Here is a 19757-nt window from a genome sequence, read left to right on the forward strand (position 1 = left end):
CAGTTGTTCCGCTAAGTCGGCATGCCCGACTTGATGAGCTGGATGTGAGAATCCTGCATCCCCTCCGGGAGCGCATCCGGGCTGAACCATTTCGCCTCCAGAATCTCGAAGCCGTCGAGCTTGAGGGTTCCACCCACGTGGAGAGCTTCGTACGCGATCTCCACGCGGAGCTTGTAGCCGCTGGTCACCTGAACCAGCCGCCCGGGTACGACTTCGAGGCCGGTTTCTTCCCGGACCTCCCGAACGACGGTTACCGGAAATTCCTCGCTCTTGACCGCGTATCCGGTCGGAAGTCCCCATGGCCGGTCGGCGGGCCACATCCGATGCTTGAGCAAGAGGACCTGCCCTTGTTCATTCCGCACCACACCCGTCACGCCGACCATGAATTTGGCGTGCGCGAACCATAGGATGCGCCATTGCAGCGGGCCGCGAATGATTTTCCACACCCGGGCGACGATTCGCTTCATACGCACTCTTTCCATCAGGCAGGCACGCGAGGCGCGCTTGCGGTCTCTGACTCAACTTGTGGCGTGGGGTGCGAGTCACGCCTGCGACTTCACGATCCCGGCCTCGGCCAGAATTCCGAGTCGGGAGCGTGAATCGATGACGCCAACGTTAGGGAGTACTGATGCTCAACTCCCAGCGATGTGCACAAGGTTGCACGACGATCACCCGAGGGACTCCACAATCGATGCGATCAGCGCCCGAGCCGGTGGGCCATGGACTGCCAGTGCCGCCAGCTCCGCGAACGCCTCGGCGTACATGGCTACCTCGCTGGGCTGGGTGATCGTGAGGTAGCCAGAGATGAGTTCGACGTTGACCTGCGCGTTGTCGTAGATCCAGAACCCCTCGGCAGGCCAGCATTCCCGTTCCGGGGACATGGGAACGACTCCCACGCTGACGTTGGACAGGGTGGACACCGCGATCAGGTGGCTGAGTTGTCCAGCCATCACCTCGGCGCCACCGATCCCGGCCCGCAGCACCGACTCCTCGACGAGGAACGCGAACCGGCGACCGCCCTCGCGCAGGACGCGCTGACGTTCCATGCGCGCGGCCACCGCGCCCGCCACGTCGTCCACCAGGCCGCGCCTCTTCTGGATCGCTCGCAGCACCGCCGTGGTGTACGGCTCGGTCTGGATCAGGCCGGGCACGAGCCAGGAGGAGTACGAGCGGAAACGGCGGGTTCGCCGGTACAGCGGCATGCGCGCTTCCTGCGCCGCCTTGAGCCCGGCCCGCTCCATGCGCCGCCAGCCCACCCACATGCCCTCGGCCGTGCGCAGCATGGCGATCAGGTCTTCGGTCTGTTCTTCAGCCCCACACGCTGCACACCAAGCCCGAATGTCATCGGCCGACGGGGTCGTACGGGCATTCATGATCCGGGACGACTTGGAGCGGCTCCACTCACATCGCCCGGCCAGGTCGAGTCCGGACAGGCCGGCGTCCCGGCAGAGTTCCGCGAGACGATCCGCGAGAGCCTGCCGGGCTTGCTGAGCGCTGGACGATGCGGGTATGGCCATGGTGCGTGACCGTCAGGCTGGCCGGTATTCCGAGTGGGGAATGGCCCTCGCCCACGCAGCCTCGTACGCCGTCACGTACTGCGCCGCCAACGCCGGATCGTGGAGCACCTCCATGCGCGGGCCGACCCACTGCCCCTCGCCGCTGAAGTGATGGAGGATCACGGTCTCCTCGTCCACCACCCAGCCGTCCAGCACGGGGAGCAGGAGGCCACGCGCCTGCGAGCGCGGCAGCCAGCGCACGTTCTCACCGGCCGCCGCATTCGTGAAGGTGCCGTCGTACTCGTAGCGCACGTAATCGCTCAGCGGCTCGGAGACGACGCGGAGCCGTCGCATCGCCACGCCCCGGCCGGTGGTCTCGGCCACCACGTCCAGCCACGAGCGCCACCACGACACGCGGTCTGCCGGGTCGTACCGGTGGCCTTGCTGCCAGCGGATGAACTCCGGGTCGTCGCGCATGTAGCTGTCCCGCAGCTCCAGGTGCAGGGCCGAGCGCTGCGCCTTGGCAAGTGCTTCACGTACCGCTGTTGCCACGGTTGGCCTCTCTGTCCACGCGGGGGATGAACTGGAGCATGTTGGCGGGGAGGCGGATCACGCTTTCATGTTCTGGTACGTCGGTCGAGTGGCCGGGCACGGAGCCGACTTCCCGAGCCTGTCGGACGGTCTCCTCGTCGGCGGTCCATGACTGAATGATCAGGTCGCCGGTCGTGTCGTCCAGCCAGATCGTGGGCGAGCCGTCGTCGGGGGTGTTCGGCCAAATGCCGAGGAATTTCAGGGCCATTGGGCGCTCCAGGTGCCGAAGCGGTTGCACGGGTGTGCACGAGCCTGACGCCTGCGTCTGAGCCAGGGCAAGGGGGCGCTCGGCGCACGGCGGCCAGCCGGATCAACGCCTCGCGCTCTGCCGTGCGCTCAGCGTTGATCGGGAGTCCTCAGCGGTCGCCGGTACGCGAGACGAACGCCGTCCAAGCCGACCGGGCCACGGTGAAGTGAGGCGCGGTCGGGGTCTTGGAGTCGCGGATGTGGATGGTGGAGGGGGTTATGGCGACCTCCACGCAGGACTGCGGGTCTCCCTCGTCGCTGAAGCTGCTCTTGAACCAGTGCAGGTCGGGGGCGCTCATAGTTCTCCTAGTCTGCGCTCGATGAAGGCTTGCGACTCCCTCGGGGAGAGAGCCTGCGCGCGGATCATGCCATAGCGCAGTTCCAGGATACGAAGTTCCCTGGGATGGTCGACCGGGCGGCCATAGAACTCGCCATCGGACCGCCCCACTGCTGTACCGTCGGCGAACTTCATCACCTGGATACGACCGTTCACTCCAGCATGTTCCTCCCGATCGGTAGGCATGATCTGGAGTGCGACGTTTCGCAGCCGAGACACCTCCAGCAGGTACTCAAGCTGTCGGCGCAGTATCGCCCTGCCTCCGATGGGACGTTCCAGGGTCACCTGCTCCTGCACGAAGCTGAGTGTCGGGTTGGGCTCCCGCTCGAAAATGGCCTTCCGGGCCATACGCCACGCCACACCTTGTTCCACGACCTGTTCCGAGTGCGGCGGCTGCACCATCTCGATCAGAGCCCTGGCGTGCTCCGCTGTCTGAAGCAAGCCATGGATGTGGTGGTTGCTGTAGATCAGCGCCTCGACCGTCCGGTCCTCCACCGCCTTCAGTTCCCGTACCCGCTTGGGGTAGCGGGCCTTCTCGACGTCCTCCATGAACCACCGGAGACGCCCGTCCGCCCGCACCAGACTGTCCGCCCGGTCCAGGAACTCCGGCCGGGGAATCCGGTCTCCGCGCTCCAGCTTTCGGATCATGTCCTCGCCGTACCCCATGGCTTCGGCGAACGCGACCACCGATAACCCGGCACGCGTCCGGCAGGACTTCAGCATTCGCGCCACCGCCTCGATCAGCGGCATGAACTCCTCTCCCGGGGGCACGTCCCACCCCGGGTCGTCTGCACTCTCGTTGGTCATCTGCATCCTCCTTCAGCACGCACACGTACCCCTCGCGCACCCCAGGAACCGACAAGACAAGCGAGACAAGGGCAAGACAACCTGGATACGCACAGCCATCACAGCACGCCCAGGCAAGCACTTTCCGCCACTCTGTGTGACATGAACCCCCAACTCGCCAACCCCATCCCCAACTTCACCACCCTCCACCCCTCCACCCCCCTAGGCGCCCGCACCGCCCGTCTCCTCGCCCGCGAGCAACTCCTCGCCTGGGATTTCCCGCTGGACCCCGCGGAACACATCGTCGGAGAACTCGCCGCCAACGCCGCCACCCACGGCCGCGTCCCCGGCCGGAGCTTCCGGCTCACCCTCTACGTCGTCGGCGGCACCCTGCGGATCGAGGTGACCGACACCCTCGGGGAGCAGCTCCCCCGGCTCACCCACCCCAGGCTCGACCACGTATCGGGGCGGGGGCTGTTCCTGGTCGAGGCCCTCGCCGATCTCTGGGGCGTGAGCAGTGGCCCGTACCCGAAGAAGACCGTCTGGGCCGAGGTCCGTGCACAAAGCAGCCGGTGAGGGCAGCCCCGTCCCCACGGAACCCTCACCGGCCGGTCCTTGTCAGGCGCGGTACGTCACCGCGCCGTACCTCACCGCGCCGTACCTCACCGCGCGGTACGTCAGGCGCGTACCAGCTCCTTCTCCTCCTCGGGGTCGGACGCCGTGCGCAGCCCCTCGCCCTCGACGTCCACGTTGGGCACCGCGCGGTCCAGCCACTTCGGCAGCCACCAGGCCCTCTTGCCGAGGAGGGCGAGGACCGCCGGGACGATGGCCATGCGGACCACGAAGGCGTCGAAGAAGACGGCGATGGCGAGGCCGAAGCCGATCATCTTCACCATGGAATCGGAGGAGCCGATGAAGCCGGCGAACACGGCCATCATGATGACGGCGGCGGCGGAGACGACCCGCGCCCCGTGCCGGAAGCCCGTCACGATGGCCTGCGTCGGCTCCTCCCCGTGGACGAACGCCTCCCGCATCCGGGTCACGAGGAACACCTCGTAGTCCATCGCGAGTCCGAAGACCACACCCACCATGAAGATCGGCATCATCGACATGATCGGGCCGGTCTCCTCGACCCCGATGACACTCGCGAACCAGCCCCACTGGAAGACCGCGACCACCGCGCCCAGCGCCGCGAGCACACTGAGCAGGAACCCGAGCGCCGCCTTCAGCGGGACCAGGATCGAGCGGAAGACGAGGATCAGCAGGAGGAAGGCCAGGCCCACCACCAGCGCCAGGTACGGGATCAGCGCGTCGTTCATCTTCTGCGAGAAGTCGATGTTCAGCGCTGTCGTGCCGGTGACCAGGACACTCGCGTCCGTGTCGGCCTTGATGTCGGCGCCCGCGTCACGGATCGCGTGGACCAGGTCCTCCGTCTGCACCGACGACGGCTTCGAGTCGGGGATGACCGTGATCGTGTACGTGTCGCCCGCCTCGTTCGGCGCGGGCTCCGTCACCGACACCACGTCGGGCAGACCCTCGATCCGGTCGGCGACCTCATTGGCCGCCGCCTCCGGGTCGGCGCTGGCGCGGGCGTCGGTGACCACCATGAGGGGGCCGTTGAAACCGGGGCCGAAGCCGTCCGAGAGCAGGTCGTACGCGCGGCGCTGGGTCGTGTCCGTCGGCTGGGAGCCGTCGTCCGGCAGGCCCATCTCCATCGAGCCGACCGGGATCGCGGCGGCCCCCAGGCCGACCACGCCGATCAGCAGGACGGCCAGCGGACGCCGTACGACGAAGCGCGCCCAGCGGGTGCCCATGTTGGGCCCGGCCTCCGCGTCGGCGGCCTTGCCCCGGCCCAGCAGCTTCGGCTTCGCGCCCGCTGGCTGGACCTTGCGGCCCGCGTAGCCGAGCAGCGCCGGGATCATCGTCAGGGCGATGAGGACGGCGATGACGACCGTGCCCGCCGCCGCGAGGCCCATCTTGGTGAGCATCGGGATGTTGACGACCGCGAGACCGGCCAGCGCGATGACGACGGTCAGGCCCGCGAAGACCACCGCCGAACCCGCCGTACCGACCGCCCGGCCCACCGCCTCCTCGCGGTCCCGGCCCTCGGCCAGTTCCGCGCGGTAGCGGGAGACGATGAAGAGCGCGTAGTCGATGCCGACCGCGAGGCCGATCATCATCGCGAGGGTGGAGGTGGTGGAGCCCAGGTCGAGCGGGTTCGCCAGGGCCGTGATGCCGCCGACGCCGATACCGACGCCGATCAGCGCGGTGAGCAGCGGGAGCCCGGCGGCGATGAGCGAGCCGAGGGTGATGACCAGGACGACGGCGGCGATGGCGATACCGATGATCTCGGCGGCACCGGTGTGCGGCATCGCCTGGAGCGCGTCACCGCCGATGTCCACGGTCAGCCCGGCGTCCCGCGCGTCCTGCGCGGCCCCCTCCAGGGCGTCCTTGGTCGAGTCCGCCAGCTCCATGCCGGAGACGTCATAGGTCACCGAGGTGTAGGCGACCGTGCCGTCGTCGCTGACGGCGTTGGTGGTGTAGGGGTCGGTGGCGGAGGCGACCTCGGAGCCGTCGGACAGGGTCCGCACGGTCTCCTCGACGACCGACTTGTGCTCCGCGTCGGTCACCTGCTCGCCGGCGGGCGCCTTGAAGACGACCCGCGCGGTGGCGCCGTCGGCACTGGAGCCGGGGAACCGTTCCTCCAGCAGGTCGAAGGCGCGCTGCGCCTCGGTACCCGGGATGGAGAACGAGCCGGAGCCCGCGGCGGGGGCGCTGGCCGCGCCGACCCCGACGAGGGTCAGCATCGCCACCCAGAGAAGGGCGACGAAGTGCCGTCGCCTGAAGGCGAGTCGGCCGAGTTTGTAGAGGAAAGTGGCCACGTGGGCGTACTCCCGGTCGGGTCGTGGGGCGTATCTGGGCAGGAGTGATCGACCCGGCGACCACGCAGTGGGGGCTGCGCGGGCAGAGCTGATCAGCCCGACGACGTGAGCGGTGACGTCAGGTGGGCGAGGGGTGGAGCTGAGAGTGGGACTGAGAGTGGGACCGAGTCGGGTCGCCTACGAGGAGGCGGGCACACCGAGGGCGGGGAGCACCACGGCGTCGACGTACGAGATGAGGAACTCCTGCGTGGGCGGCTTGTCGTCCAGCAGTGCTCTGGTGGCGAAGCCGCCGACCAGCATGTGCAGCAAGAAGTCCAGCGCCGGACAGTCGGAGCGAACCTCGCCTCGGGCGATGGCCCGCTCCAGGATCTTGCGGAAGTCCGCCATCTCGGGATCGATGAGCTGGTCCGAGAAGGCTTCGCGCAGATCCGCGTTGGTGTGGATCGCCATGGCGATCCCCCGCATCAGCGCGGAGGTCTGCTCCATCGCGCAGTCGTCTTCCTGAGAGACCATCGCGTGCAGATCACCGCGCAGCGAACCGGTGTCGATGTCGTTGAGATGGTGCGGCTTGCACTGCCGCAGGGCACGCACGACCAGTTGCGCCTTGCCGCCCCACTGGCGGTAGAGGGTGGCCTTGCTGGATCGGGTGCGGGCGGCCACGGCGTCCATGGTGAGGGCGTCGTAGCCGACTTCCCGGAGCAGGTCGAGCACAGCCTCGTACAACTCGGCCTCGCGCTCGGGCGTGAGCCGACTGCGACGCGCCGTTGCGACATCAGTCATGTCCCTCGCCTTCCCTCTCCGGTTGAGGACGACACGGTGTCGTACAGGAGGAATATAGCGCGCCCCCTAGCGAAACGAAACTGTTTCGTACGTGGCCTGGGTCACCTCTGTGAGGATCAGATAAGGCCACTGGGTCATATGTACGAGTTGCCCGGCCTCCTCCCCCGGAAAAGCATGAGGAGGTGAGCTACCTCCGGATGCCCCATCTCCACGGCGACCTGCTGTGCTTCGTGACCGAGGACGATCTCTGGCTGGCCCCCCTCGACGGCGCCGAACGCGCCTGGCGGCTCACCGTCGACCGTACGAAGGCCGGTCACCCCCGCTTCTCGCCCGACGGCCGCCACCTCGCGTACACGAGCTGGCGCAGCCTGGCCCCCGAGATCCATCTGGTGCCGGTGGACGGCGGACCGGCCCGCCAGCTGACCCACTGGGGCAGCGCGGACACCCGGGTCTGCGGCTGGACCCCGCCCGGCGCGGGCGGCGCGGACGGCACGCCCGGCACGCCCGGCACGGACGGCACGCCCGGCACGGACGGCACGGGCGGCGCGCCCGGCACAGGCGGCGCGGGCGCCGAGATCCTCGCCGTCGCCTCCCACGGCGAGCCCTTCTCCTACTTCACCTGGGCCTACAAGCTCCGCCCCGACGGCGACCCCGGCCGCAAGCTCCCCTGGGGCCCGGTCGCCGACATCCAGGTCGCCGACCTCGCCGGGGAACGCCGCTCGCTGCTCCTCACCGGCACCCCGCCCCACGAACCCGCCTCCTGGAAGCGCTACCGGGGCGGGGCGACCGGCCGCCTGTGGCTGCACGGGCGGCGCCTCCTGGAAGACCTCGGCGGGCATCTCGCCGACCCCTTGTTCGTCGGCGACCGCATCGCCTTCCTCTCCGACCACGAAGGCGTCGGCAACCTCTACTCCTGCGCGTACGACGGCTCAGACCTGCGCCGTCACACCGACCACGACGCCTTCTACGCCCGCAACGCCGCCGCCGACGGCACCCGCGTGGTCTACCAGTGCGCCGGTGACCTGTGGATCGTCGACGACCTGTCCGCCGCCTCCACGCCCCGCCGCCTCGACGTCCGGCTCAGCGGACCCCGCGCGGGCCGCCGCCCGTACCAGGTCCCGGCCGCGCAGCACATCGACGGACTGTCCGTGGACGAGACCGGGCGGGCCGGCGCGGTGGTGGTGCGCGGCAGCCTGTACTGGCTCACCCACCGGGACGGCCCCGCCCGCACGATCAGCGACCGGGCGGGGGTGCGGGTGCGGCTGCCGGAGATGCTCGGCGCCGGCGGGCAGGTGGCGTATGTGACGGACGGCGAGACGGATGAGATGGGTGAGACCGGTGAGACCAGTGACTCTCGCGGTGCTGGCATCGGCGGTGAGGACGCCATCGAGATCGCCTATCTGCCCCGGGCCAGTGGTGACCGGCCGCCCCGGCGGCTGGCTGCGGGCGGCCTCGGCCGGGTACGGGAACTGGTCGCCGACCCGCAGGGCGAACGGCTGGCGCTGGCCGCGCACGACGGACGGCTGCTGCTGATCGACGCGAGCGAGGACCCCGGCGAGGCACTCGCCGACGGCGCCGGGGAGCCCGGCGAGGTCACCGAGCTGATCCGCTCGGTCAACGGCCCCGTCCGCGACCTCGCGTTCTCCCCGGACGGGGCCTGGCTGACCTGGTCCCACCCCGGCATCGGCCGCTCGCTGCGCCAGATCAAGCTCGCCCGGATCAAGGACCGGCTGATCGTGGACGTCACCAACGGCCGCTTCGAGGACGAGAACCCGGTGTTCACCCGGGACGGCCGCTATCTGGCGTTCCTGTCCTGGCGCGGCTTCGACCCGGTGTACGACGTCCACACCGGCGACCTCTCCTTCCCGCTGGGCTGCCGCCCGTATCTGGTCCCCCTGTCCTCGGCGACCCCGTCCCCCTTCGCGCTCTCCCCCGACGGCCGCCCGGCGGCGGGCGGCTGGGACCCGCTGGAGCCGGAGGAGTCCCCGGCGGAGACCGACACCGCGGCGGCGGAATCGGGGGCCGGCTCGGTGACGGTGGAGGTCGAGGGGCTGGAGAGCCGCGTGACCCCGTTCCCGGTGGCCGCCTCCAAGTACTCGGCGCTGTGCCCGGTCGCGGGCGGTGGACTGGTCTGGCTGCGCTGGCCGATCTCCGGCGCCCTCGGCGAGACCTTCGCCAACCCGGACGACACCACGGGCCGCCCGACCCTCGAACACTTCACCATCGCCAAGGCGAAAAAATCCGAACTCGTCCAGCACCTCGACTGGTTCGCGGTCAGCGGCGACGGCTCCCGCCTGGTCGTGGTCGACGAGGACGAGTTGCGGGCGGTCCCGGCCACGGAGGCTGGCGACTCGGATACGACGACCTGGATCGACCTGCGCCGCATCCTGCACGTGGTCGACCCGGGCGCCGAGTGGCGGCAGGCGTACGCCGAGGCGGGCCGCCTGACCCGCGACCACTTCTGGGACCCGGGGATGTGCGGCATCGACTGGGACGCGGTCCTCGACCAGTACCGCCCGCTGGTCGAACGGGTCGCCTCGCCCGACGAGTTCGCCGACCTGCTGCGCGAGGTCCTGGGCGAACTGGGCACCTCCCACGCCTATGTGACCGCCGCCCGCCGCAACGAAGGGCCCCCGCACTACCAGCGCCGCCAGGGCCTGCTCGGCGCGAACCTGGTCCGCCGGGAGGGGGCGTGGGTGGTCAAACGCATCCTGCCCGGCGACTCCTCCGACTCCAAGGCCCGCTCCCCGCTCGCCGGGACCGGCATCCGCGAGGGCGCGGTCCTCACCCACGTCGACGGCCGCCCGGTGGACCCGCTGACCGGCCCGTACCCGCTGCTGGCGGGCGCGGGCGGCACGACCGTCGAGCTGACCTTCACCCCGGCCGACGGGCAACCGGGCCACGCCCGCCGGGTCGCCGTGGTCCCGCTCATCGACGAACGCCCGCTGCGCTACCAGGACTGGGTGGCCAAACGCCGGGACGTGGTACGGGACCTCAGCGACGGCCGGTGCGGCTACCTCCACATCCCCGACATGGGCGGCTCGGGCTGGGCCCAGTTCAATCGCGACCTGCGCATGGAGATGTCCCGCCCGGCCCTGATCGTGGACGTGCGCGGCAACGCGGGCGGCCACATCAGCGAACTGGTCGTGGAGAAACTGACCCGCCGCATCCTCGGCTGGGACCTCACCCGTGACGCCCAGCCGGTGTCGTACGCCTCCCATGCCCCCAGGGGCCCGGTGGTCGCCCTGGCCGACGAGGCGACCTCCTCCGACGGCGACATGATCACGGCCGCCTTCAAACTCCTCGGGCTGGGCCCGGTGGTCGGGCAGCGGACGTGGGGCGGGGTCGTGGGCATGACCGGCCGCCACCGGCTGGGCGACGGCACGGTGATCACGGTCCCGATGAACGCGGCCTGGTTCGACGCGTACGGCTGGGGCGTGGAGAACCACGGCGTCGAACCCGACGTCCCCGCGCTGCGCACCCCGCTGGACTGGGCGGAGGGGCGCTACGCCCAACTCGACGACGCGGTACGGCTCGCACTGACCCTGCTGGAACGGACCCCGGCGGCCCGCCCACCGGACCTGCGCGAGGTACCGGACCGCTCCCGCCCGAAGCTGCCGCCACGGGCGCGGTGAGCCCGGCTGCCACGGACACCGACGCGGGGCGGACACCGGTGTGGGGCACCCGTGAGTTCCCGGGTGCCCCACACCGAAGGCCGGGCATCGGCCCAGGGTGACGCCGTCGGCTACGCGTCGTAGTCCGTGTTGAACCGCTCACCCTGCTCCCGCTGTTCACGCTGCTCGCGCGGCTCCCGGGATGGCTGCCCGCGATCGGGGCGGTCGCCGTGCCGCTCACCGTGCCGCTCACCCTGGCGCTCGCCAGGCCGTTCACCGGGCCGCTCGTCCGGTCCGCGGCCACGCTCGGGGCGCTCACCGGAATCCCGGCCGCCCTTGCCCCGCTCCGCCTTCTCCTTGGCCTGACGCTGCCCCTGCTCGGCCTGGTCCTGGAACTTGTCCTTCATACCCATGTCGTTTCACTCCTGTGGTGGGTGAGGGGTCCGGCCTCCGAAGGCCGAGACCTCGACCAGACAAACACGCCAGAACAAGCAACGCATTTCGATCAATAACGGTCAGTAGCCACGCCCCGCACCCGATCGCCATCGCCATCGCCGTCGCCATCGCCATCGCCATCGCCATCGCCACTCTCCCGCCCACCCGGCGCCGCCGCCCGCAGCACCACGTACTCACTCAGCTCCACCCGCCGCGTCACCCGCCGGAACTCCGCCGTCGTCCCCGGCCACACCGTCGTATTGCGCCCACCCGCGTCGAGGTACCAACTACTGCATCCCCCGGTGTTCCACACGGTCCGCCGCATCCGCTCCTGGACCCGCCGGTTCCAGGCGTCCACGGCGCTCACCCGGGCGTCGAGGGCGACCCGCCCGCCGAGCAGATCGAGTTGGCGCAGGAAGTCAGCCAGGTAGTTGAGCTGGGACTCGATCATCAGGATCATCGAGGAGTTGCCCAGGCCCGTGTTGGGGCCGACGATCGTCATCCAGTTCGGGAACCCGGCGGCCGAGGCGCCGCGCAGCGCCTCCATCCCGCCCTGCCATGCCTGGGCGAGCGTCCGCCCGCCGACGCCGATCACCCGCTCGGCGATCGGCACGTCCGTGACATGGAACCCCGTACCGAAGACGATGGCGTCGACCTCCGCCCGCGTACCGTCCGCCGCGACGACGGTCGAGCCGCACACCTCGCTCAGGCCGCTCGCCACCACGTCCACGTTGGGCCGCGCGAGGGCCGGATAGTAGTCGCTGGAGAGCAGGATGCGCTTGCAGCCGATGCGGTAGCCGGGCGTGAGTTTCGCGCGCAGGGATGGGTCCTTGATGGCCCGGCCCATGTTCCGCTCGGCGAGCCGCTCCACGAACCGCAGTTCGCCGGGGTGCTTGGTGAACGCCTGGACCTGCGTCTCCCGGATCCCCCACAGCAGCCCGCGCCGCACCCGCCCGGTGACCGGCACCCGCCGGTGCAGCCACCGCTCGACGCCGCTGATCGCCCGGTCGGTGCGCGGCAGAACCCACGGCGGCGTCCGCTGGAACAGCACCAGTCGCGAAACCTCCGGCTGGATCGCGGGCACGATCTGGATGGCGGAGGCGCCGGTGCCGACCATGGCGACCCGCTTGCCCCGCAGGTCGTAGCCGTGGTCCCAGCGCGCGGAGTGAAAGACCTTGCCGGGAAAGGAGTCCAGCCCGGGGATCTCCGGAACCCTGGGATCGGACAGCGCCCCGGTCGCGGAGACGACGACATCGGCGGTAAACGTCCCGGCACCGCTCTCGACGACCCAGCACATCCCCTCCCCGTCCCAGGTCATCCGCGTCACCTCCGCGCCGAAGCGGAGGTGCGGGCGCAGCCCGAAGACATCGGCGACCTGCTCCAGATAGGCACGGATGTGCTCCTGCCCGGAGAAGGTGCGCGGCCAGTCGGGATGCGGCGCGAAGGAGAAGGAGTACAGGTGGGACGGCACATCGCAGGCGCACCCCGGATAACTGTTGTCACGCCAGGTGCCGCCCACACTCCCGGCCCGCTCCAGGACCACGAAGTCGGTGACCCCCTCCCGCCGCAGCCGCACCGCCGCCCCGAGCCCACCGAACCCGGACCCGATCACCGCGACCCGCACATGCCCGGGTCGTCCACCATCTCGCCGACGAGTCTCCTGAGCCATCTGGCCGCCTCCACGCATCGCCCTGGACTCCGCCAGTGAACACTGGCGCAATGGGAGGTTAGAGGAGGCCCGTACCGACCGGTAGGGGCCAGCACAAGGAAAGTTACCGACGGTACGAATTTAGGTTACCGACGGTACGAACTAGGGTGCGGGCGTGGCAGACACGGCACGGACGCGGGAATACCGCATGGACGAACTGGCCCGGCTGGCGGGCATCACGGTGCGCACCCTGCGCTTCTACCGCGAACGCAGACTGATCCCGCCGCCCCGCCGCGAGGGCCGCATCGCCTGGTACGACGATCAGCATCTGGCCCGGCTGCGCACGATCGCGGCGCTGCTGGAGCGGGGCCACACCCTCACCGGCATCGCGGAACTCGCCGAAGCCTTCGACCACGGCCGCGATGTCGCCGACCTGCTGGGCGTCGGCCCGCCCACCGAGGAGACGCCGGTCCGCCTCACCCCCGGGGAACTCGCCGACGCCTTCGCGGGCCAGGCCACCCCGGAGAACCTGGCCGCCGCCCTGGACCTGGGCTATCTGGGCACCGACGGCGAGGACATCGTCCGCATCAGCCGCCGTCTGCTCGATGTCTCGCGGTCCCTGGTGGCCGAGGGCATCCCGCTCTCCGAGGTGCTGGCGGCGGGCCGCCGCGTCCGCGAACACGCCGACGCCCTCGCGGACCTCTTCGCCGCCCTCATCCTGCGCCACGCCCCCGAGGAGGACCTCCACCGGCTGCGCCCCCTGGCGAAGAGCGTGGTGGAGGCGGAACTGTCACTGGCGATGGACCGCAGACTCCACAAACACGACTGACGGCTCACGGCCGCTACCCGTAAACCACCGTCACGGGCGCATGATCGGACCACCGCTCCCCATGCGTGGCGGCCCGCTCGACGAACCCCTTCACCGCCCGCCCGGCCAGCCCCGGGGTGGCAACGTGATAGTCGATCCGCCACCCGGTGTCGTTGTCGAAGGCCCGCCCCCGGTAGGACCACCAGGAGTATGGCCCCTCCACGCCCGGGTGCAGCGACCGTACGACATCGACGTACCCCCCGTCCCCGGCGTCGAACACGGAGGTGAGCCAGTCCCGCTCCGCAGGAAGAAAGCCGGAGTTCTTGACGTTGCCCCGCCAGTTCTTCAGGTCGGCGGCCTCATGGGCGATGTTCCAGTCCCCGCAGACCAGCACCTCACGCCCGTCGGCGGCGGCCCGCTCCCGCAGCCCCTTCAGATGGCCGAGGAACTCCCCCATGAACCGGTACTTCTCGTCCTGCCGCTCGGTCCCCACATCACCCGACGGCAGATAGAGGGAGGCCACCGTCAGCCCCGGCAGATCAACTTCGGCATAACGCCCGCTGGAGTCGAACTCGTCGGACCCGAACCCGATCCGCACCCGCTCGGGCGCCCGCCGGGTGTACAGCGACACCCCGGCCCGCCCCTTGGCCGCCGCAGGGGCATGCACCACATGCCACCCCTCGGGCGCCCGCACGGCCCCGGGCAACTGCTCGGGTTCCGCACGCACCTCCTGAAGACACAGCACATCGGCGTCGGTCCCGGCGAGCCACTCCACGAAACCCTTCTTCGCGGCGGCACGCAGTCCATTCACATTCACGGAGGTCACAGTGAGCACCCCGGCACGATACCCGCACACTGGACCGAGTCCATTTACCGAGGGGCGCCACGCCACCCTCATAGGGCACCCTTGTCCGGTGACCAGCACGCACATACGCCCCCTCCCCTTCGACCACCCGGACGCCGTCAAGCTCAACGACGAGGTCCAGGCCGAGTACCACGAGCGCTACGGCGACGGCGACGCCACCATCCTGTCCCCGGCGGACTTCCGCCCGCCAAGCGGCATCTACCTCATCGCCTACGACGAGACGGACCGCCCCGTGGCCACCGGCGGCTGGCGCAGCCAGGACCACAACGCCGAGGGCAACGAGGACGGCGACGCCGAGCTGAAGCGCCTGTACGTGGTCCGCGACCTGCGGGGCCACGGCCTCGCCCGCCGGATACTCACCGCCCTGGAGGACGACGCCCGTACGGCGGGCCGCACCCGCATGGTCCTGGAAACCGGCCTGGAACAGCCGGAGGCCATCGCCCTCTACACCTCCAGCGGCTATGAACCGTGCGCGAAGTTCGGCTACTACCGCGCCCACGAGTCAAGCCGCTGCTTCGCGAAACCGCTGTAGCGGCAAGGTCCTGCACGGACACCCTGGAACCCCCGGAAACGACAAAGATCCCGACCGATCATGAAGATCGGTCGGGATCTCGTCAACTGCGCCTGAGCCAACTCAAGAACAGTGTGTGCGGTGGGACGTTCACGAGTGGGATCTACCTGGGGTGATGCGACTCGCCATTCAGCACCTTCCCGCGAGCACGAAGTTCGTTTCCCGTTATGTCATGCCCACATCGGCGAACCCAAAAAGGCCTCACCCGTCGGGCGGCACTGAAGTTGCTAACGAGCTCGTGCATGGTTGGCGGTGAGGTCTCGGGCTCCTGATCGTTGATCATGGTCACGCGGTGGAGAACGTGTCTCGTGCAGTGATCGTCAGCAACCGTCGAATCACCGGTCTGTCGGCTGACGTGATCGCTGAACTTGTCTCCGAAGTTGGCCCGTTGTGGCATGAGCGGCACCATGCCAGGTTGGCGTCCAAGCCGCGGAAGCGGGCCCTGGGCGCCGGCGCGAGGCACTGGCTGGTGTTCATCGACCGGCTGCTGGCCACACTGGTCCATCTTCGCCACGAGGTCACCCACGATGTGGTGGCCGGCTGGTTCGGCGTGGACCGCTCCACGGTCACCCGGGCCATCGGTGAGGTGCGGCCCCTGCTCGCCGAGCGGGGATGCACCGTCAGCCCTGACGTGCGGCTGCGGTCCCTGGCCGAGGTCGTCGACCATCTCGGCGCGAGCGGGAAGACCGGCATCGTCGACGGCACGGAGATCCGTGTCCGGCGGCCCGCCGCAGGACGCAAGGACCGGGACACGTTCATCTCCGGCAGGAACAAGCAGAACGCCGTCAAGTCCATGGTGGTCACGGACGGCGAAGGCCGCGTCCTGTGGTGCAGTCCAGCCCGTCCCGCAAGCTGCGCGGACATCACCCACGCCCGCCAGCTGGGGCTGGTCAAGCTCCTGGCCGACGGGCCCGCGGTGGAGATCCTGGCCGATGCCGGCTACCAGGGCCTGGGCGCCCAGACCGGTGGCCGTGTGGTCACACCGCCGCACCGCAAGTTCAGGAAAGACGCCCCGGACTGGTACGAGGAGATTCACGAACGTCGGCGCAAGGCGCACTCCTCACGCCGTATCCGGGTCGAGCGCGGCATCGCCCACCTGAAGAACTGGCGGGCCCTGGCCCGTCACCTCGGCCGCCGCGAGCACATGAGCGACATCGTCCAGGCTATCGCCGCCCTGCTGTCCCACCAACAAACCGCAGACCTGACCGCAGCTCGGCTGAGGTGAGCAAGAAGCCACGTCGAACCCTTCGATGCCTCACCGCCAACCATGCACGAGTTCGTTAGCCAGCTGTACAGCCTGGCTTTATGCCCGCTTCGCCGTCATCACGCTTCGACCGCCGCATCTACCTGCTACTCCTGGACGACCAGAGATCGTCTGATTCTCTGCAGGACTTGCTGCAGCGGCTGAACCGTCCCGCAGTCGCTCCTCGACCGCGATGCCGATTTCAAGGAGGGACCCACTCGGCACCTCGCCGAGAATTTTCACATCGAGAATCCTCGCTTCGGATCCGTATATGGAATTCATGAATCGCGCGAGTCCGACTGCTGAGAACATGACCAGCGCACCGTTTCCCACCTTTTCATCGTGCGGATCAGCATGGAGAAATCGGACTCGCTTCAGAAGATGTCTCCGTCGCACACCCGGTGGGGAAGCAGCGAACTCAGAGGGCGTCACCGAGATATCTCGCCTGAAGGCGTGATCCTTCTGATCTCCGGATACGTGGAAGGTTGGTCCCTGACGGACCCATCTCTCTCAACTGACCTGGAGACCCAATGCCTCTGCATGCCATTGAGATCATCCTGACCCGGACCGTAAGCGGAGTGGAACTGAAATCCGCGCGATGCATCAGCGGTATGCGCATGGCGTCGTCGTGCGACGGCAAGAGCATCGCCGTACTCGTATCGGCACGGGATGAGGAGCATGCCATCAAGAAGATATGGCGACGACTTGAAGACGCCCTGCCCATCGATGTCCTGTGCACTCTCTTTCCGGGACCGGACGGGACGCTGCGGATGAGCATTCCCTTCACACTTAGAGTAAAGCGAAGAATCCGCGCGCTGGCCAGGGTTTCAGGGAAGAGCCCGGAATGTTTCTTGAATCAAGCGATCAAAGACGCGCTGGCGCGTGGGGTCAGCCCCACGAGATCTGGGCGATGGCGTCGTGGCTATGGATGCTCTCAAGGTTCCGTACATGCACAGAATGGACCAAGCCCTGATCACGGCATGTTTGGCTTACGTCGCGGGCCATGTCCTCCACGAACACCGGATGGTCGTACGCCTGCATCGTCAGGACCCGTTCATCGGAACGCTTGACCAAGGGCACTACAGGAGCGGACGCGCATTGCCCCAACAGCCGTACGGCCTGCTGTACGCCAAGGGGATAAGGGTTGTCCCCTCGTCCTGTCACGGACAGCGTGACGCGACTTCGCTGGTTGTGGGCGCCATAGTCAGAGATCGCTTTCGAGCAGGGGCACAGACTGGTGACCTCAGTGGTAACCGACGTGACCACAGCCGTGTCTCCATCATCCCAGCGGCCTTCGAACCGAACGTCGTGAACCTGGAACGACTCAGCACCGCTTGCAGGCGCAATTACGGTGGTACTCAAAGGAACGGCTACCGACACCCTCACCGCCGGCGCATCAAGCAGGTCTGCACCGATCTTCAAGACGTACGGCAGCTTGCGTGGATCGAAACGACGAAGATACTCGTGTGCGAGACCGACCATGCGGCTCATGTGCGTACCCCGGCGGTCATACTGGAGCCGCACGGTTACCTCGATTTCGGCGACGCCCTCCTGACGGAGGTGACCGTCCTCGAAGTACAGCGGGTATCGAAGACCGCTGATGCCGACTTCGTCGATCTCAATGCCCCGAGAGTCCGTCTCGTTCTGGATGTCGTGCATCTCTTAGTCGCCCCGGTAGGTGCAGCCGGACGTGCATGTCTCACGAACGGTGAGCTCGGAGAGATCGGGCAGGATCGGCTTCAGCCGTTCCCAGATCCAACGGGCCAGGACCTCGCTTGTTGGATTCTCAAGACCCTCGAGTTCGTTGAGGTAGTAGTGGTCGAGTTGGGCCTCGATGGGCTTGAAGGCCTTCTTCAAGTCACCAAAGTCCATGACCCACCCCAACTCGGGGTCGACCGGGGCCTCGACGTGGACGATGACCTTGTACGAATGGCCGTGCAGGCGCGCGCACTTGTGCCCCTCGGGCACGTTGGGCAGGCGATGTGCAGCTTCGAAGGTGAACTCGCGAAAGATTTCCATTACTGAATTCCCAGATACTTGTGCGTCTGGAGAGAGAGGATCCAGCGCGGGTTCTTCATGCAGTAGTCGACCGTCGCACGGATGTTGGCTTCCACGTCCGGGCCGTCCATGGGCTGGAGCCGGAAGTACGAGAAGTCCAAGTGCTCGAACTGGCGGGGGTCGCCCCCCAACTGGGGGTAGACCAGTTTCAGTTCGTCTCCGCTGGTCACGACCAGTTCGGAACCGATCTTAGGGCTTACACAGATCCAGTCGATGCCCTGCGGCGCTACACGGGTTCCGTTCGTCTCGACGGCCACCTCGAAGCCGCGAGCGTGCAACGCGTCGATCGCTGCATCATCAAGTTGCAGCAGCGGTTCTCCACCGGTGCACACCACGAAGCGGTGCTCCCGGGAGGACCACGGCCACGCCTGCTCGACGGCTTGAGCGAGGTCCTCCGGGGTCTGGAACCGGCCGCCACCTTCGCCGTCAGTTCCGACGAAATCTGTGTCGCAGAACTGGCAGATCGCACGGTGCCGATCCTTCTCCAGGCCCGTCCACAGATTGCATCGCGAGAAGCGGCAGAAGACGGCTGGGCGGCCTGCGTGGCTCCCTTCACCTTGCAGGGTGTAGAAGATCTCTTTGACCAGGTAGGTCATTCTCACGCGCCCTGGTACTGAACAGGGTCGGTGACGCCAGCCTCGGCGAAGCCTTTGAGGCGGAGCAGACAGGTTTCGCAGTGTCCGCAGGCCTGACCCTGCTCGTCCGGGTCGTAGCACGAGGAGGTCAGGGAGTAGTCCACGCCGAGCCGCAGGCCTTCGCGGACGATGTCCGCCTTCGACATGGAGATCAGCGGCGAGTGAAGCTTGAGTCGCTGCGTGCCCTCAACTCCAGCGCGGGTAGCCAGGTTGGCCATCCGCTCGTACGCCTCCATGTACTCGGGACGGCAGTCCGGGTATCCGCTGTAGTCGACGGCCGTCACGCCCGTGAAGATGTCGCTCGCCCCAACCGTCTCCGTGTAGGCCAGCGCGAAGGACAGGAAGATCGTGTTGCGTGCAGGAACGTACGTGATGGGCACGCTGCTGTCGGAGTCCTTGCCGCTGGCGTCATCCAGGGACTCGCGCTTCGGAACGTCGATGTCAGACGTGAGCGCCGAGCCTCCAAAAACTCGCAGGTCGATGTCCGCGATGACGTGGCGTGCGACCCCTTGCGCCGCCGCCACGCGCTTCGCAGCCTCAAGTTCCACGCTGTGTCGCTGGCCGTACCGGAAGCTCAGCGCGTACGGCGTGTAGCCCTGGTCCTTGGCGATCGCCAGTACGGTCGTCGAGTCCAGTCCGCCACTCAGTAGAACGATCGCGGGACGCTCCGCCATGCCTTGCTCCCTAGTTAGATCTATGTGTTCGGGTGAAACCCTAGCGGAAACCGGCAGGTAGAGTAACGACAGCAAACTGCTAGTTATA

Annotated in this window: 20 protein-coding genes; 5 read left to right on the forward strand and 15 right to left on the reverse strand. The window is 68.2% G+C overall.

Annotated features, from left to right (window positions below):
- Positions 1–11: 11 nt before the first annotated feature.
- From ACFRFC_RS08980 to ACFRFC_RS09005, 6 genes are all read right to left on the reverse strand, one after another.
- A complete protein-coding gene (locus tag ACFRFC_RS08980; RefSeq protein ID WP_382689763.1) occupies positions 12–467 on the reverse strand; it encodes an NUDIX domain-containing protein in 456 nt (151 codons plus the stop codon).
- A gap of 201 nt (positions 468–668) precedes the next feature.
- Complete coding sequence (locus tag ACFRFC_RS08985; protein WP_382689765.1) at positions 669–1517, reverse strand: helix-turn-helix domain-containing protein; 849 nt, start codon at positions 1515–1517, stop codon at positions 669–671.
- Positions 1518–1529: 12 nt separating this feature from the next.
- On the reverse strand, positions 1530–2048 hold the full coding sequence (locus tag ACFRFC_RS08990) for a DUF6879 family protein (RefSeq protein ID WP_382689767.1): 519 nt from the start codon (positions 2046–2048) through the stop codon (positions 1530–1532).
- Entirely contained in the window at positions 2029–2295 is a 267-nt protein-coding gene (locus tag ACFRFC_RS08995) for a hypothetical protein (protein ID WP_382689769.1), read from the reverse strand. Before ACFRFC_RS08995 ends, ACFRFC_RS08990 begins: the two co-directional genes overlap by 20 nt.
- A gap of 148 nt (positions 2296–2443) precedes the next feature.
- Positions 2444–2632 (reverse strand): DUF397 domain-containing protein, encoded by a 189-nt coding sequence (locus tag ACFRFC_RS09000; protein WP_382689771.1) that lies wholly within the window; start codon positions 2630–2632, stop codon positions 2444–2446.
- Positions 2629–3483 carry a helix-turn-helix domain-containing protein gene (locus tag ACFRFC_RS09005; RefSeq protein WP_382689773.1) on the reverse strand — a complete coding sequence of 285 codons (855 nt, stop codon included), beginning with the start codon at positions 3481–3483 and terminating at the stop codon, positions 2629–2631. The genes ACFRFC_RS09000 and ACFRFC_RS09005 overlap by 4 nt, the downstream gene beginning before the upstream one ends.
- Positions 3484–3618: 135 nt before the next feature.
- Between ACFRFC_RS09005 and ACFRFC_RS09010 the strand changes: the two genes are divergently transcribed.
- The gene (locus tag ACFRFC_RS09010; protein ID WP_382689776.1) at positions 3619–4032 is read left to right on the forward strand and encodes an ATP-binding protein; all 414 of its coding nucleotides are present in this window, start codon (positions 3619–3621) and stop codon (positions 4030–4032) included.
- A 101-nt stretch (positions 4033–4133) separates the two neighbouring features.
- Here ACFRFC_RS09010 and ACFRFC_RS09015 read toward each other — a convergent pair whose 3' ends face one another.
- Together ACFRFC_RS09015 and ACFRFC_RS09020 are read right to left on the reverse strand one after the other, a co-directional pair.
- The gene (locus ACFRFC_RS09015) at positions 4134–6338 is read right to left on the reverse strand and encodes an MMPL family transporter (protein ID WP_382689778.1); all 2205 of its coding nucleotides are present in this window, start codon (positions 6336–6338) and stop codon (positions 4134–4136) included.
- A 177-nt stretch (positions 6339–6515) separates the two neighbouring features.
- Complete coding sequence (locus ACFRFC_RS09020; RefSeq protein ID WP_382689780.1) at positions 6516–7118, reverse strand: TetR/AcrR family transcriptional regulator; 603 nt, start codon at positions 7116–7118, stop codon at positions 6516–6518.
- 182 nt (positions 7119–7300) lie between these two features.
- Here ACFRFC_RS09020 and ACFRFC_RS09025 point away from each other — a divergent pair, with 182 nt between their 5' ends.
- Positions 7301–10753: a S41 family peptidase gene (locus ACFRFC_RS09025; protein WP_382689782.1), complete on the forward strand. Its 3453-nt coding sequence runs from the start codon at positions 7301–7303 to the stop codon at positions 10751–10753.
- A 110-nt stretch (positions 10754–10863) separates the two neighbouring features.
- Here ACFRFC_RS09025 and ACFRFC_RS09030 read toward each other — a convergent pair whose 3' ends face one another.
- Together ACFRFC_RS09030 and ACFRFC_RS09035 are read right to left on the reverse strand one after the other, a co-directional pair.
- Positions 10864–11145 (reverse strand): hypothetical protein, encoded by a 282-nt coding sequence (locus ACFRFC_RS09030; RefSeq protein WP_382689784.1) that lies wholly within the window; start codon positions 11143–11145, stop codon positions 10864–10866.
- 92 nt (positions 11146–11237) lie between these two features.
- Positions 11238–12836 (reverse strand): flavin-containing monooxygenase, encoded by a 1599-nt coding sequence (locus ACFRFC_RS09035; RefSeq protein WP_382689786.1) that lies wholly within the window; start codon positions 12834–12836, stop codon positions 11238–11240.
- 187 nt (positions 12837–13023) lie between these two features.
- Here ACFRFC_RS09035 and ACFRFC_RS09040 point away from each other — a divergent pair, with 187 nt between their 5' ends.
- Positions 13024–13644 carry a MerR family transcriptional regulator gene (locus ACFRFC_RS09040; protein WP_382689868.1) on the forward strand — a complete coding sequence of 207 codons (621 nt, stop codon included), beginning with the start codon at positions 13024–13026 and terminating at the stop codon, positions 13642–13644.
- A gap of 13 nt (positions 13645–13657) precedes the next feature.
- Here the strand turns inward: ACFRFC_RS09040 and ACFRFC_RS09045 are convergent, their stop codons facing one another.
- A complete protein-coding gene (locus tag ACFRFC_RS09045) occupies positions 13658–14458 on the reverse strand; it encodes an exodeoxyribonuclease III (RefSeq protein ID WP_382689788.1) in 801 nt (266 codons plus the stop codon).
- A gap of 79 nt (positions 14459–14537) precedes the next feature.
- Here ACFRFC_RS09045 and ACFRFC_RS09050 point away from each other — a divergent pair, with 79 nt between their 5' ends.
- Together ACFRFC_RS09050 and ACFRFC_RS09055 are read left to right on the forward strand one after the other, a co-directional pair.
- Positions 14538–15020 carry a GNAT family N-acetyltransferase gene (locus ACFRFC_RS09050; protein WP_382689790.1) on the forward strand — a complete coding sequence of 161 codons (483 nt, stop codon included), beginning with the start codon at positions 14538–14540 and terminating at the stop codon, positions 15018–15020.
- A gap of 454 nt (positions 15021–15474) precedes the next feature.
- Entirely contained in the window at positions 15475–16284 is an 810-nt protein-coding gene (locus ACFRFC_RS09055) for a transposase family protein (RefSeq protein WP_382689792.1), read from the forward strand.
- Between the two features lie 906 nt (positions 16285–17190).
- Here the strand turns inward: ACFRFC_RS09055 and ACFRFC_RS09060 are convergent.
- The 4 genes from ACFRFC_RS09060 to queC are packed head-to-tail and all read right to left on the reverse strand — an operon-like array spanning position 17191 to position 19669.
- Positions 17191–17961 (reverse strand): GTP cyclohydrolase, FolE2/MptA family, encoded by a 771-nt coding sequence (locus tag ACFRFC_RS09060; RefSeq protein ID WP_382689794.1) that lies wholly within the window; start codon positions 17959–17961, stop codon positions 17191–17193.
- 3 nt (positions 17962–17964) lie between these two features.
- The gene (gene queD / locus ACFRFC_RS09065; RefSeq protein WP_382689796.1) at positions 17965–18321 is read right to left on the reverse strand and encodes a 6-carboxytetrahydropterin synthase QueD; all 357 of its coding nucleotides are present in this window, start codon (positions 18319–18321) and stop codon (positions 17965–17967) included.
- Positions 18321–18956: a 7-carboxy-7-deazaguanine synthase gene (gene queE, locus ACFRFC_RS09070; protein WP_382689798.1), complete on the reverse strand. Its 636-nt coding sequence runs from the start codon at positions 18954–18956 to the stop codon at positions 18321–18323. The genes queD and queE overlap by 1 nt, the downstream gene beginning before the upstream one ends.
- Positions 18957–18958: 2 nt before the next feature.
- On the reverse strand, positions 18959–19669 hold the full coding sequence (gene queC / locus ACFRFC_RS09075; RefSeq protein ID WP_382689800.1) for a 7-cyano-7-deazaguanine synthase QueC: 711 nt from the start codon (positions 19667–19669) through the stop codon (positions 18959–18961).
- Between the last annotated feature and the right edge of the window lie 88 nt (positions 19670–19757).

Origin of the sequence: Streptomyces sp. NPDC056734 (assembly GCF_042790455.1) — a bacterium.
GTDB lineage: Bacteria > Actinomycetota > Actinomycetes > Streptomycetales > Streptomycetaceae > Streptomyces.

Bases quoted from the DNA above. Each gene is read 5' to 3' on its own strand.
- ACFRFC_RS08980 (WP_382689763.1), bottom strand. From the start codon at position 467: ATGAAGCGAATCGTCGCCCGGGTGTGGAAAATCATTCGCGGCCCGCTG.
- ACFRFC_RS08985 (WP_382689765.1), bottom strand. From the start codon at position 1,517: ATGGCCATACCCGCATCGTCCAGCGCTCAGCAAGCCCGGCAGGCTCTC.
- ACFRFC_RS08995 (WP_382689769.1), bottom strand. From the start codon at position 2,295: ATGGCCCTGAAATTCCTCGGCATTTGGCCGAACACCCCCGACGACGGC.
- ACFRFC_RS09000 (WP_382689771.1), bottom strand. From the start codon at position 2,632: ATGAGCGCCCCCGACCTGCACTGGTTCAAGAGCAGCTTCAGCGACGAG.
- ACFRFC_RS09005 (WP_382689773.1), bottom strand. From the start codon at position 3,483: ATGCAGATGACCAACGAGAGTGCAGACGACCCGGGGTGGGACGTGCCC.
- ACFRFC_RS09010 (WP_382689776.1), top strand. From the start codon at position 3,619: ATGAACCCCCAACTCGCCAACCCCATCCCCAACTTCACCACCCTCCAC.
- ACFRFC_RS09020 (WP_382689780.1), bottom strand. From the start codon at position 7,118: ATGACTGATGTCGCAACGGCGCGTCGCAGTCGGCTCACGCCCGAGCGC.
- ACFRFC_RS09030 (WP_382689784.1), bottom strand. From the start codon at position 11,145: ATGGGTATGAAGGACAAGTTCCAGGACCAGGCCGAGCAGGGGCAGCGT.
- ACFRFC_RS09035 (WP_382689786.1), bottom strand. From the start codon at position 12,836: ATGGCTCAGGAGACTCGTCGGCGAGATGGTGGACGACCCGGGCATGTG.
- ACFRFC_RS09040 (WP_382689868.1), top strand. From the start codon at position 13,024: ATGGACGAACTGGCCCGGCTGGCGGGCATCACGGTGCGCACCCTGCGC.
- ACFRFC_RS09060 (WP_382689794.1), bottom strand. From the start codon at position 17,961: ATGCACGACATCCAGAACGAGACGGACTCTCGGGGCATTGAGATCGAC.
- queD (WP_382689796.1), bottom strand. From the start codon at position 18,321: ATGGAAATCTTTCGCGAGTTCACCTTCGAAGCTGCACATCGCCTGCCC.
- queE (WP_382689798.1), bottom strand. From the start codon at position 18,956: ATGACCTACCTGGTCAAAGAGATCTTCTACACCCTGCAAGGTGAAGGG.
- queC (WP_382689800.1), bottom strand. From the start codon at position 19,669: ATGGCGGAGCGTCCCGCGATCGTTCTACTGAGTGGCGGACTGGACTCG.